The sequence below is a fragment of the Agarivorans sp. Alg241-V36 genome, assembly GCF_900537085.1.
GTDB lineage: Bacteria > Pseudomonadota > Gammaproteobacteria > Enterobacterales > Celerinatantimonadaceae > Agarivorans.
Genome location: NZ_UNRE01000002.1, coordinates 33,647 through 47,635, shown reverse-complemented (window position 1 = coordinate 47,635; position 13,989 = coordinate 33,647). Strand labels below are relative to the sequence as shown.

Annotated in this window: 7 protein-coding genes; 2 read left to right on the top strand and 5 right to left on the bottom strand. The window is 45.0% G+C overall.

Annotation, left to right across the window (positions count from 1 at the left end):
- Positions 1-32: 32 nt before the first annotated feature.
- From G6R11_RS04690 to G6R11_RS04680, 3 genes are all read right to left on the bottom strand, one after another.
- Complete coding sequence (locus tag G6R11_RS04690; RefSeq protein ID WP_163131937.1) at positions 33-2,888, bottom strand: beta-galactosidase; 2,856 nt, start codon at positions 2,886-2,888, stop codon at positions 33-35.
- 80 nt (positions 2,889-2,968) lie between these two features.
- Positions 2,969-4,372: a carbohydrate porin gene (locus G6R11_RS04685; RefSeq protein ID WP_163131936.1), complete on the bottom strand. Its 1,404-nt coding sequence runs from the start codon at positions 4,370-4,372 to the stop codon at positions 2,969-2,971.
- 43 nt (positions 4,373-4,415) lie between these two features.
- Positions 4,416-5,684 carry an oligosaccharide MFS transporter gene (locus G6R11_RS04680; RefSeq protein WP_163131935.1) on the bottom strand — a complete coding sequence of 423 codons (1,269 nt, stop codon included), beginning with the start codon at positions 5,682-5,684 and terminating at the stop codon, positions 4,416-4,418.
- A gap of 439 nt (positions 5,685-6,123) precedes the next feature.
- Between G6R11_RS04680 and G6R11_RS04675 the strand changes: the two genes are divergently transcribed.
- Both G6R11_RS04675 and G6R11_RS04670 read left to right on the top strand, forming a co-directional pair.
- Positions 6,124-7,206: a family 43 glycosylhydrolase gene (locus tag G6R11_RS04675; RefSeq protein WP_163131934.1), complete on the top strand. Its 1,083-nt coding sequence runs from the start codon at positions 6,124-6,126 to the stop codon at positions 7,204-7,206.
- 84 nt (positions 7,207-7,290) lie between these two features.
- Entirely contained in the window at positions 7,291-9,759 is a 2,469-nt protein-coding gene (locus G6R11_RS04670) for a sugar-binding domain-containing protein (protein ID WP_163131933.1), read from the top strand.
- A 48-nt stretch (positions 9,760-9,807) separates the two neighbouring features.
- Here the strand turns inward: G6R11_RS04670 and G6R11_RS04665 are convergent, their stop codons facing one another.
- Positions 9,808-10,785, bottom strand: coding sequence for a LacI family DNA-binding transcriptional regulator (locus G6R11_RS04665; protein WP_163131932.1), 978 nt, complete (start codon positions 10,783-10,785; stop codon positions 9,808-9,810).
- 88 nt (positions 10,786-10,873) lie between these two features.
- Positions 10,874-13,807, bottom strand: coding sequence for a beta-galactosidase (locus G6R11_RS04660; protein WP_163131931.1), 2,934 nt, complete (start codon positions 13,805-13,807; stop codon positions 10,874-10,876).
- Positions 13,808-13,989 lie beyond the last annotated feature (182 nt).

Here is a 13,989-nt window from a genome sequence, read left to right as displayed (position 1 = left end):
ACTCGCTGGGGAGTGCTAAATCGTTGTTGCGATTATTTTTTGTAACGAAGCTTGTAAACGTCTTGGTTGAACTTTTTAGCGGCTTCAACCAATGGAACGTATGGTGTATCAGTGATTGAAACAAAACCTACGTTGTAGTTTTCACCATCCCAAGCACGACCCGTTGTTGGCGAATCGATGTATTGGAACCAGTGAGCACCTACGAAGTAAGGGTTGTCTGCAATACTGTTCATGTAGTTGGTGTATTTCTTAGCGCGATCTTGCTGGCTAGCTGCCGACACGATACCGCCATGGAATAAACCTGAGTCTGTTGCGCCGAAGTGGAACTCACCAATAATGCTTGGCTTGTCTAACTCGGCCAACTTGCTCCAATCACCTTTAGAGGTAAGATCTTCGGCGTACAAGTTGTAACTCATCACATCTACATAAGGTGCTGCACCTTTGGCAATTTCAGGAGTTACCCCCCAGTCAGCAAAGCGTGCGCCTAGATATAGGTGATTCGGCAGTACTTTCTTAAGTTCAGCGCGAACCGTTGAGAAGTATTTTGCAGAAAGCATTTCAAGCATTTCGGCATAATCTTTCTTCATGTTTTTGCTTAAACGAGAGCGGTGATCAAATGATTTCTCAAACTCTCCCCAAGACGCAACTTTTACGCCCCAGCTAGTGTTTAGATCTTCAATTGCCCAATACTTTTCTTTTAAGTGTTCGGTAAAGGCCTTTTTAGCTGGGCTCTTCTTAAGGTTGTAGCTCAGCGCGTTCACAACTAGACCGTAGTGGTTGGCGTCATTTTTGGTATTACCCCAGCTAATCTCGTTGTCGACAAATACGCCCATCATCCACGGATCATTTTTGTCTACTTCGGTCATTAACTTCTTGGTCATAGCTTTAACGCTATTCACAAACTCTGGGTCAAACGGGTCGTGAATTGGACCCCAGTAGTCATTGCCGGTGCTAATACGTGCGTGGTCACCAAAGATCCAACCGTTAGCCACGTAGGCTACTTTCTGGTTGTCGTAGAACATTGGGTCGGCCCAGTTACCTAGCGTGGTAAAGCCCCAATCAACCATTCGATCTACAGTGATGTCTTTCCATACTTTTTCAGCTTCTGAGAAAGTACCGCCATATTTACGTTGTAAGTTGGCGCCATAGAAACTAAATACTTCGCCTTTCTTAAGTGCCCCTGAATGCACCCAGTTTGCGTAGTCATAGTTTTCAGCGAGTACGTCGTCATCTTCTGGTAGCCAAGTAAACATTGAACGGCGCACTTCTGAAGCGACTTCTTTACCACTGCGCTTGTCTTTATCAGCAAAGTCATGGCCAGTAATGGTTACTGTGTCGTCCATACGAATGTTGTCTACGCCAGTGGCGAAGAACAAATTACCCTGTGGATCAACCAAGGCCCATTTACCGTCGACTTTTTCGGTGCGGAAAAAACCAGTCGCTTTTAACTTAGGACCGTCAGCCCAGCCACCGTAGATGCTTCGACCAGGCATTTGGCTGGTTGATTTAAGAGACATTTTGGCCAACTTACCCATGGTCTCTAGTTCTTCATCTTCAGTGATTTTTTTCGGCCAATCAGACCCTGTGAACTGACCGTATTGGTCAATTAAGCCTTCGTAGCGAGTGGCGTCGGCGTCAATATTTGGAATAAGTCGAACACTCTTAATATTGAACTCAGCATCTTTAGTTGGGTTTTGTAAGTACAACTGGAAAGATACGATGTTAGAAACATCTAGGCTCTTCTCACCCCAGCCATAACTAATAGCCTGGGCGTTGTATGATTTTTTAGGTGGCTCGGCACGCATACCAGACACAATTTGGCTGCCGGTTTGGCCAAGCGGTAAGTAAAAAGTACCGTCATCGCCAGGGGCTAAGGTTACATAGCTAGACATGCTGTCAACTACGCCGTTGGCAGTGCCACCCCAGTTTTCATTTTCGGCATCATCAACCCTTACAAATAACTGTAATGGCTCATCTGTTTTGCTCTCTAGATCAAAAGCCAAACTAAAATCACCATGCTCGCTCCAATCCCAAGGTTGAGGCGCTTTAAAGGTGATATTTGGATAGGCATTGCTGGCAGCTAATTTAACAGCCAACAAACCGCCCATGTCGGTTTTTAACTCTGTAACAGTTGCTGCTGCGCTGCGGTCAAAAGCAACAAAGGTGGGTTGGCCTTCATCAAAGCTAGTGATTGATGCAACCGTTGGAATTGGGCCACTTACTTTAACTTCTTGTCCAGAGGCTTCGATGAAGTCACCGGTAGCGTCTACTAAATCGAAGTTATCAATAATAACGGTTTGTGCATCCATTGGACCTTGCACAAAGATTTGGAATTCGACGATGTTACGTAAGTTAATTTTCTCGCCACCCCAGTAGCCATCTAACTTACGTTTGGTGCCGTTAAATAACATCTCAACTGGCACAGTTTCGCCAGCGGGTACATTAACCGCATAGTTTAATTGGTTGTCACCTGAGCCCATAACGCCCACGTTGTCAGCCAACTTCAAAATGATGTTTGCTGGGCTATCAGTCGGGTTACTGATATCTAGGCTTAAGCTACCTTTGGCATTCCAGTTCCAAAATCCAGAATCTGGGTGCACTTTAACATTTGGCCAGTACTTAAATTTGTTGGCCTCTGAAACAGAATCGAAGCTTACTTTAAGCGCACTACTACCGTTGGTAACGCCTTGGTCGGTAACCACTTCGGCTTTAGCATGGTCTTTTTTAACTTTTTTGAAAAAAGCAGCGGATTCAAAGTCTGGAACGGTTCCACCTACATCTTCAACGCCGTCTTCGACGTCTCCAGAGCTAGGGGTTGATCCACATCCGTAAACACCCAGTAATGTGAGCGATAACAGTGCGGCAATTTTATTTTTTGTAAATTTCATAAGTTCTACCATTACGAGTGGGAGGCCCGTAAGCCAAGGCTTACGGGCTCTAGTGCTAAGTGGGTATTACTATGGGTGGCCTACCACCAAGTTTCGAACTGCGCGCCCACTGTAGTAGCAGAGTTTTTACCTTTCTCTGTTACGTAAGGGTTGTGACGCCATTCATAACTTGGGTTCTCTACACCTTCACCGTGGCGGTTGTTGTATACCGTAGTTTGAGTATCAGACTGACCGTAAGTCACGAAGAAACGCAGTACAGGGCGATCCCAGAAAGTGCCACCAATATGTACGTTTTGCGATAAGGTCACTTTGTATGAAGAGTTAGTTCCGCTTTCGCCGTAACCTTCACGAGCATTTAGCTTGATTTGGTCGTAGCTCAGCTCTAAGTCAGTAGAAAAACGGTCATCCCAGATGTAAGTAGGACGAATGGTAATGTTGCCCCAATCAGACTTATCAATAGAAACGGTATTGCGGTTCAGCGCTTCTTCATCAAATTTCTGGCCTTCATACACTAAAGCGTATTGAACTCGGAACGAGTCGCCTAGCTCTTGCATACCTTGGAAGAACGCACCAATCTGAGTTGATGGAGTATCCAACCAGCTTTGAGTCATCGACTTACCGATGTCACTGCTGTAACGCACAACAAATTCGTTAAAGTCTGCCCAGTCCCCTTGTTTAATCTGGAAACCAGTTTGATAACTGTTAGGCTGCTGATCTTTTGCGGTTGCACCACCATCACTTAAAGTCGTGTCTGAGCCAGCATAGAAGCCATAGTTAAAGAAAACTGCGGCTGCAATATTATCGGTCAGTTTCATTCCATGTAAGCGTGTATTCACAGAATGATAAGTACCACGGTATCCGGAACGGCCACTCGTATCACAGGTATAACTTGGGTCACTTGAACAAAAGTCACCGCCGAATACATCGCCATTAGCTTCTTTAGTTAGGCCCAAGTTGAATTTGGCAAAACCGAAGTCCCAGTCGTCGATACCTGCACCTACGCCATCATTTTGTAGCATGTGGTAATCGAGAATTTCCGCTTTGTAACGTTGGTAATAACGTTTACCCACCCAAATTACTGCACCAGGGCTTGACTTAAATACGCCTTGGCCTGCAACCCACCATTCATCCAAATTGAATTCTTTCATATTGGTAGCAATGTTGGTTTTAATTACCCAGTTCATGTCGTTAAGAACCAAACCGTAATCAATGTGGAATTCTGCAAAGTTACCTTCGTTACCCAAACGACCCGTTTGAGCATGTGGGTTACCAGCAGTTTCGATAATATTAAAACCGTTGTTGGCTAAATCTGAACGTAAGCCCATTACTTTGTCAGTAGAAGTACCTGTACCACCGCGGCCGTAGCCCCAGAAGCGAGCACCTTCAACCACTTGTGCTCCTAAGTAATCTAAAGCAGCTTCTTGCGCATTAGCCATACTGCAAGAGAGCGCTAAAGCGGATAGTGCAAAAATACGTGTTTTCATACGTTTACCTAACATCCTTATTTAAAAATAGTGTTTCGATTATTTATGCTGCTACGGTTTCTTGTTGATCTGTTGTAGTCAGCTTTTGCTTGGAACTTAGCGTGAACATTGCCAATACCGTGGCAACAGCAGCGAACACACCAAAATAGATATAGCTATGTGGGAATCCGTGTTGGTCGTACATCACACCCATCACTGGCGCAGCAATCGCCGTCATCAGGTTATTGACCACTTGGAATCCAAACATGTAAGTGAAGGAGTTTACTTTCTTATCAAACTGCTCGGCGGTGTAAGCAAATACCGACACAATCAACAGCGGATTAACAATGCCGAACAGCAATTTAGCAACAATGGCTAAGTAAAGGTTCTTCTCACCTAAGCCAGCAAAACCAATCATTAATAGGAATGAGGTAATACCAATAGCGGTAAGAATAAGGCTGCCTTTGGCACCAATTTTACGAATAATAAAAGGAACACCAGCACTAACAAAGAACAAAAAGATAGCGGTAAGCCCGTCCATGTTTGAGCTAAATGAAATACCCTCTTCTTGGGTTGGGAAGAAACTAATGAAGTAGCGAGTGAACTGACTCATTGAGGTCCAGAACACCACCGAAATAGTGCCCGCGTATGTCATGAAGGCCCACATCTTAGGGTTCTTCAATAGGCGAATTACGTCTTCCTTTTGAATCTTGTCTTGTGAGATAACTTCGTTATCAACATCTTCTAAGTGGCTTACTTTAAGCGTCCAAGCGCATAGCAACATCAGTAAGGCCGCAATACTACAGGCGTAGAAAATGAAATCTGGGTTGATGTTATACAGATAACCCGCCAATACTGCCGATACACCCCAGGCAGCGATACCAAAGCCGTTAACCAATCCGAAATCGTTATCATGACAACGCGCAAAACGGTCACTATAAGAGGCGATAACACCACTGCCCGCTTGGAACAGCATGCCCAGGTAAACCGAGCCAGCAACAATACCGAGAACAAAGGTAGAATCATTGCCTAACAGCGGGCCATAAACGTAGATGTAGAAAGGACCAATAAGCAGGCTTAGGAAGGAGATAAAGTAAATGAGGTGTTTTTTAAGGCCTAACTTATCAAGAATGTAACCAAAGGCTGGTTTAAACAAAACCGCAATACCGGTTTGCAAGCCAAACAAAACGCCAATCTGAGAACCATCGATGCCAACTTTGTCATTCAGCCATACTGCAAATAAAGAACCTGAGCTTAACGACCAGAAAAAGTTGTAAAAAAAGTACATAAGGCAAACTTTGCCCATGGCGACTCGGTTAGAATCGGTTTTCATGATTACTCCATTAATTTTGCGATAGCTACTCAATGCCTAGCACACTGGTAAACCAATATCTAAATAACAGGCTTTATCGTACATAATGATTAACCAATTTAAAGTGACACCGCTAACATTTCGGCATAAATACGGCTATTGGTTGGCAAAATGCTAGTCCACCCAGGCAATTGGTTGATGAGTTAATAAGCATTAACATCAACAAAGCCTTTATTTATGGGGGTTCCAAGCTGAAAAGCTTGTCATACAAAAGCATTACCGTATCCAATAAGTGAATTACGAAAGCTTAAATCTAAGTTACAAAAATGTGTCTTTGGTCACTTTTCTTTCATCTGAATCGCAGCTCAATCGCAAGTTAATGTACCATTAAGCCAAATTGGTTTACCTTTGTAGCCAGTAGTTATTGAACACTTTAGTTTTTCGACAAATAGAGGTAGATATGTCAGGGACAGGTAACAAGCTAAGCTTGGCCAGTAAACGCGCAATTGAACGTGGTTACGATACAAAAGGCCCAGAGTGGATGGTTGAATTTGCAGAGCAACCGCTACTAGGTGACTTTGCTTTTGAAGAAGGCGTAATTCGTCGAGACCCAACAGCAGTAATAGAAGTAGCGGGTGTTTACCACTGCTGGTATACCAAAGGCGAAGGCGAAACTCTGGGTTTTACAGGCGACCCTAAAGACAAGGTCTTTCCTTGGGATCTCACCGAAGTTTGGCATGCCAGCTCAGAAGATGGCATCACCTGGAAAGAACACGGTTGCGCCATTGCTCCTGGTGACGCCGGAGCCTACGATGACCGCGCAGTATTTACACCAGAAGTATTAGCCCACGAAGGCAAGTACTACTTGGTATACCAAACCGTGCAAGCGCCTTATACCAACCGCCAGTTTGAAGAAATAGCGATTGCTTGGGCCGATAGCCCATTTGGACCTTGGACTAAATCACCTGCTCCTATTTTAAGCCCAGCTAAAGATGGCGAATGGCGCACAGAGGAAGACAACCGTTTCTTGGTTAATGCTAAAGGCAGCTTTGACAGCCATAAAGTGCACGATCCCTGCCTAATGTTCTTCAAGGGTGAGTTCTATCTTTACTATAAAGGTGAAACCATGGGTGAAGAGATGAACATGGGCGGTCGCGAAATTAAACACGGTGTGGCAATTGCTAAAGACATTCTTGGCCCATATGTGAAATCGGAATACAACCCCATTTCAAATAGCGGCCATGAAGTTGCGGTTTGGCACAAAGGTGGCGGCATTGCTTCGCTAATTACCACCGATGGTCCAGAAAAGAACACAGTGCAATGGGCTGCCGACGGCATCAACTTCGAAATTATGTCACATATTAAAGGTGCGCCTGAAGCGCTAGGTATTTTCCGCCCAAACCAGGAAACCGATATTGAGTCTCCCGGTTTAGAGTGGGGCTTGTGTCATAAATACGATGACTCTTGGAATTGGAACTTCATTTGTCGCTACCGCGTGAAGAAACAAGTACTAGATGCCTCAACGTATCAAAACTCAAACTAAACGCTTAGCCCACCACTCGGTGGGCTAATTATTTTACCCACTAGCCTAGTGCTATTTCTCCTCGTTATATTATTTTGAGTATCCATGTCCACTTCTAGCAAAATCACAAAGCCCTCTCGCCAAACTATCGACTTTAATGCAAATTGGCAGTTTCAGTTACAGGACCCAAGGCACAAATCAGCAGGTAACGAATGGCGAACTATATCGCTGCCCCATGATTGGAGCATTGAGCAGCCTTTTTCATCGCAATACGAAGGCGCTACAGCTTACTTACCCGGTGGCATAGGTTGGTATCTCAAAACCTTTGATTTAGCAGAGCTAAGCGAAAACCAGCGGGCTTTTTTGCTGTTTGACGGTATCTACAACAATGCGACACTTTGGCTTAACAACAAAAAGCTGGGTGAACAGCGCTATGGCTACTCACCATTTTACTTCGAGATTACTGAACAGCTAAAAGCTCACGACAATCAATTACTGATTAAAGTTGATCGCAGTCGTATTGCAGACAGTAGGTGGTATCCCGGCTCGGGCATTTACCGAGATGTAAAACTTATCACGGTAAACTCGCTGCATACTCCGATTTGGAGTAGCGTGGTAGACACTATCGAAATAAACCAGGGCTTTGCCCAAATACTGCATAAATTTAGCATTGTTAGCCCACAAGCTAGCGGCAACATTCAGGTAGATAGCCATGTGATAGAGCTTGATACCGGTCGCCCTGTAGCAAGTTATCAGCATCTACTCGAGCTTAAACAAGGCTTGCAAAAGTGTGAATTTAGCTGCGACGTGCTACAACCTAAATTGTGGTCGCCAGAGTCTCCACAGCTCTATCAAATCACCACCACGCTCAGCCAAGGTAGCAAAGAGCTAGACTGCTTTAGCACTACTTTTGGCCTAAGGGATTTTCAGTTTACCAACCAACATGGCTTCTTTCTTAATGGCCAAGCCACCAAGATTAAAGGCGTGTGTTTACACCACGATGGCGGTTTAGTGGGCGCGGCAGTGCCAGACGCAGTGTGGGAGCGTAGGCTAAAACGTTTAAAACAAGCCGGCGTAAATGCCATTAGAATGGCCCACAACCCAGCATCAGAATCTCTGCTAACACTTTGTGATCGCTTAGGTTTTTTAGTTCAAGACGAGTTTTTTGACGAGTGGGACTTTCCCAAAGATAAGCGCTTAAACATGAATGAGCAGCACAGTGATTATGCCTCACGCGGTTACGCCGAGTTTTTTCGCCACAATGCCAAGCAGGACTTAAAAAATGCTCTAAGAGCACACATTAACCATCCCTGCATTTTTATGTGGAGCATCGGCAACGAAATTGAGTGGACCTACCCGAGAAATGTGGAAGCCACCGGCTTTTTCGATGCTAACTGGAACGGTAATTATTTCTGGAATCTCCCGCCAAATTCGCCTCAGCAAATCAGCAACAAGCTAAAAAGCTTGCCGCACCACGATTATGATATCGGGCAAACCGCTCAGCAGCTAGCTCAGTGGGTTCGAGAAGAAGACTTATCTCGGCCAGTTACCGCAAACTGCATTTTACCTTCGGTGAGTTACTTAAGCGGTTATGCAAAAGCATTAGATGTGATTGGTTTTAGCTACCGCCAAGTGCTTTACGACTATGGCCAACAGCACCACCCGCAACTACCAATTATTAGCAACGAGGCCTTACCTCAGTGGCATGAGTGGAAGGCGGTTAGCGAGCGCCCTCACCTAGCAGGCTTATTCCTTTGGACCGGTATCGACTACTTAGGTGAAGTGCATAAACAATGGCCCAACAAAACACTATCAGCAGGCTTACTCGATACCGCTGGCTTTAAAAAAGCGCCCTATTACTTATTTCAATCACTTTGGTGTGACAAGCCCATGGTGCAAATTCATAATCAAGAGTTTGATGAAGAACGCTTTATTTACAAGCCAGAGAGCTTGAGCCTTGAAGAAAGAGATTCACAGGCTTGGAAGAAGAAACTGTGGATTTGGCCTGAACAGCAACAGCACTGGAACTACAAAGGCAATCAGCTCATTGCTATCGAAGTCATCAGCAATTGCCAAGAAGTGGAACTACAGCTTAACGGCCGCAGTCTAGGCAGTAAAAGCCTTGCAGAACAAGCAGATCGCATTTTTCGCTGGGCGCTACCCTTTCAAACTGGCGAGTTGGTCGCACTAGCAAAGAATAAAGGCAAAGTGGTCGCCCAGCACCGCCTAAGCACAACGCAGGCTGCTAGTGATTTACTCGTTACCGTAGAAGACCCAGCTCCAGAAAAGGGTCAAATTGCCTACCAGCATTTGCTCATACAACTAGTAGACAACGAAGGTAAAGCGGTAAAACATCAAAATACTCAGCTCAACTTCGAATTACAGGGTCCGGCTGAACTTGTAGGCTTAGACAATGGCTACTCGACTAGCATACATGCTTATAAAACCAAGCAAATTAACACCTATCAAGGGAGAGCTTTAGCCTTAATAAAGTGCACAGGGGAAGCAGGCAACATAAGCCTTAGGGTTACCACCCCAGAGGGCTACTTTAAGGTGCAGCAGTGGCAGCTTTAGTAGCGTTATTCTATTAAAAGGCTAAGTAGCGAGCACTTACTACTTAGCTTAACCTGCCGCGCCTAAGTCCTGTAAATAGCAGAGTTCTTGCTCACTATAGCGCTCTTGTAATTGGGCAATAAATACTTTGCTAACATCTTGCTGTGAAGCACTTAAAAAGCCAAGTGCTTGCTGAGCCATTGCCTGAACCGGATAATAAAGCGTGCTATAGCTAGCTTTACTATCAGCAGCGTTATTAGAGGCACCAATAAACTCAAACTGCTTACTCGCACCTAGCTGATCTTTTAGCTGCTGCCACACCGGCCAACTGAGCCGCGCCGACAAACACACAAAGGCCGAGGCTTTAGAACATACAATATCGCGGTTCAAGCAATCGTTAGGATCATGGGATAAGCGACTCAGGCTAATATTGGCTTGCTTAAAAGGGCTATCAATGTGGCTTAGGCTTTGCTCAATAGCTTGAAACTGCTGCGCCTCGCACATTAAACTTAGTTGCTTATGGCCTCGCTCTACCAGTAGTTTTACTGCTAGCCAAAGGCTTGCCACGAGATCTAAATGCAAACACTGCTTGGGATATGCTGGCAAATAGCGTTTCGCCACCAATAAACCAGGATGCAAACGAACAAACTCGGCCAAACGCTCCTCTTTCATATACACACTTTCAAAATATAAAGATTGCACCCCCAAGCTTAGGTAGTTCTCTAACATCTCTATTTCTTGTTGTTCGGAGTGGGCCCCCGACACTAAGTGCAGCGGCATCGAATTAGCCGAGGCATGTGCCGACAGTTCTTTGAGCAAGGTCGCGGTTAAGGGGTCTTGGATCGACTGCACAATCATTGCAGGGCCAATCTTAGGATTGTTAGTTAGGTTTTGCGCATGGTAGTTAGGCGTAAAGTTAAGTGCCTTAATCGCTTGTTGTACTTTTTCTACTTTAGACTCACTAACAAAAGTAGTTTGATTAATTATTCGCGATACTGTGGCCACAGACACGCCAGCTTTTTTTGCGACATCAATAATAGTGGGCATATGTTTCCTTACTGCGCGTTTAGTTATTGTGATAGTTCAGATAAATCAAAAGACGAGCTAAGCTCGTCTTTTTTAGTGCACTTACCTCTTATTTCACTAGGTCTGGGTAGCGTTGCGGGTACAACTTACGGTTAACTTCGGCGGCCCCGGCTACCAGTTTTTCGTAGGGTGAATCGGCCACAGTGACAAAACCATTGTTATAGTTTTCTCCATCCCAAGCTCGACCAGTAGTTGGCGAGTCTAGGTATTGGAACCAATGAGCACCTACGAAATATGGGTTAGCAATAACGCTGTCCATGTAATGGGCATACTTCTCGGCGCGCCCTTGTTGGGTATCTGCCGCTACTAAGCCCGGGTGGAACATACCGCTGTCGGTAGCCCCAAAGTGAAACTCACCAATAATGCTTGGCATATCCAACTCGGCTAAATGGCTCCAGTCGCCTTTCGACATATCATTGCCATACAGGTTGTAGCTCATTACATCTACATACTGAGCAGCACTTTTCGCGGCTTCCGGCGTAATGCCCCACTCGGTAAAGCGAGCGCCCAAGTAAAGATGATTAGGCATAACCTGCTTCATCTGTTGCTGAACAATCGCAAAGTAGCGGTCTGAGTGATCTGCCAAGAACATACTGTAGTCGGCTTTAAGCGCCTCGTTGAGTTCACCTTGGTGAACATAGCCCTTGGCCAGTTCATCCCAAGATTTAAGCTCGCTGCCCCAGGCTTTGTTTAGTGCCTGTAAATCTTGCGCATATTTCGCCTCTAACAAGCCAACAAACGCAGCTTTAGCAAAGCTATCTTTTGCATCAGCACGCAAAGCGGCAATGGCTAAGGCGTAGTGGTTAGCGTCAAACTCGGTATTACCCCAGCTCATTTCGTTATCTACAAAGGTGCCAATACACCAAGGGTCTTGTTCAACCTCGGCAGCCACTTGCATGGCCATAGTTTTCACCGACTCAACAAATTCTGGATCGTAAGGGTCGTGCATTGGCCCCCAGTAATCGTTACCGGTGTTAATCCGTTGGTGATCGCCCACAATCCAGCCGTTAGCCACATAAGCTACTTTTTGATTGCCATAGAAACTTGGATCTGCCCAGTTACCTAACGAGGTAAAGCCCCAATCCAGCATTCGCGCTAAGGTTACGTCGCGCCAAACTGCAATCGCTTCATCACGAGAATCGGGCGCATATTTACGCTGCAAGTTAGCGCTGTAGAAGCTATACACTTCACCATGCTCAAGCGGACCGGTGTGAATCATGGTTGAGTATTGGTAATTCTGGGCGAGTGCATCTTTATAGCTAGGTAGCCAGGTAAACATGCTATTTCGCAGATCCGAAGCAACCGAACGAGAGTCTTGATTATCTACATAGCTGTCTTGAGAAATCTGGCTAGGACGCAAGCTAAGATCTTCCGACAATACCAAATCAGTAAAGCCAACACCGGTGGTGGTGTAGGTATCGTCCATCCGAATGTTGTCTAAACCCGTGGCAAAATACAGATAACCGCTTGGGTCAACTAAAGACCATTTACCGTCTACTTTCTCCGTTCTAAAGTAGCCAGTGGCTTCTAATTTAGGCCCTTGTTTCCAACCACCGTAAGGGGTTCTATCATCCATCTGCTTAGCAGCATCAATCAATTTCACATCGGCTTTAGCACGTGATTGTAACTCTTCGGCAGAATGAACCTTCTCGGCCCAATCTTCATTGGCAAACTGGCCAAATTCGTCCAACAAACCTTCATAACGGCTAGTATCGGCACTTAAATTGGGCACCAAACGAATGTTGTCTATCACTAGACCCACATCACTTTGCAGATCCTGCATGTACAACTGAAAGCTAACAATATTGCTTAGATCTAGCTTCTGCTCACCCCAGCCAAAGTTAATCGCTTGCGCTTGATAAGACTTCTTCGGCGGCTCGCCTCGCATCCCAGAATCAAGCGTTTTAGCCAGCTCTTCTAAAGTAAAGTAGTAAGTACCCGCTTCGCCTGCTGGCAACTGAACATAACCAGTACGACTATGGATAACACCATTGGCACTGCCACCTTGTTTTTCGTTAACGTCATCATCAACGCGGATAAATAGTTGAGCACCAGCCTCGCTAGTGTTTTCAACATCGAAGGCTAAAGTGAAGTCGCCATGCTCAGACCAATTCCAAGGTTTATCTGCACTAAAGGTAACACTGGGATAGGAAGCGTCGGCAGCGTAGTCAATTTTAAGGCCCTTGCCCTGACCTCGGTCTACCGAAGTAATAGTTGTACCGTGAGTTTTACTCACGATACCTTTCGAACCATCGTTAAAATCAGCTAAAGACAATATGGTAGGAATGGGTGCAGCAATCACTTGCGCTTCACGCGCTTCTGATTTTACAAAATCGCCAGTGCGTTCAATAAAGTTAAGATCGCGAATAATCACTTCTTGAGCAGCGATAGGCCCAACAGAGTAAAACTGAATCTCGGCGATGCTTTTTAAATTTAACTTACTGCCACCACGGTAACCCTCAATATTCATTTGAGTACCGTTAAACAGAAAATCGACAATAGTGGTTTTACCGGCAGGCAAAATGATGGGTAAGTCCACTTGGTTATCGGCAGAACCCATAATGCCAATGTTGTCGCTTACCTTCATTTCTATGCGAACATCTTCGCTGCCTGGGTTTTCTAAAGCGACTTTTAGCCCGCCTTTAGTATTCCAATCCCAAGGGCCTGCCTTAGAGTGAATTTTCACATTGGGCCATTTTGATTGCGCTTCAGCTTCTGAAATCGCATCAAAATTCAGCTTCAAGCCATCTTTACTTTGCTGGGCAGTTTTCTTAAGCACCGAAAACTGACTATGACTATGGGTGATTTTTTCTAATACTGCAGCTTCGGTGAAATCAAGCGGCGTTGCCGCGCTGGTCATATCACCCGAAGTGGCTGCATTTTCACTAGACTGCTTAGTGTCATCTGCAATGACGTTTGATGTAGATACCCCAGCTAATACAACTGATACTAGGATTGCTAAGTTGCTTTTTTTAAACAACACAATATTTCCTCCCTTAAAAGGATAACCAAAACCAATATTTGGACAACCACTAAGCAATATTGGATAACCAAATTGCAAAATTAGCACACCAATTTAAGTTCTAATGTGAGCCAAAGCGATATTTGGAAAACTCAAAGCCAATAAAAAAGTCATTAAAAACAATAAGTAATACCAATAAGAAA

Coding starts and splice junctions, on each gene's coding strand:
- G6R11_RS04690 (WP_163131937.1), bottom strand. CDS start 2,888: ATGAAATTTACAAAAAATAAAATTGCCGCACTGTTATCGCTCACATTA.
- G6R11_RS04685 (WP_163131936.1), bottom strand. CDS start 4,372: ATGAAAACACGTATTTTTGCACTATCCGCTTTAGCGCTCTCTTGCAGT.
- G6R11_RS04680 (WP_163131935.1), bottom strand. CDS start 5,684: ATGAAAACCGATTCTAACCGAGTCGCCATGGGCAAAGTTTGCCTTATG.
- G6R11_RS04675 (WP_163131934.1), top strand. CDS start 6,124: ATGTCAGGGACAGGTAACAAGCTAAGCTTGGCCAGTAAACGCGCAATT.
- G6R11_RS04670 (WP_163131933.1), top strand. CDS start 7,291: ATGTCCACTTCTAGCAAAATCACAAAGCCCTCTCGCCAAACTATCGAC.
- G6R11_RS04665 (WP_163131932.1), bottom strand. CDS start 10,785: ATGCCCACTATTATTGATGTCGCAAAAAAAGCTGGCGTGTCTGTGGCC.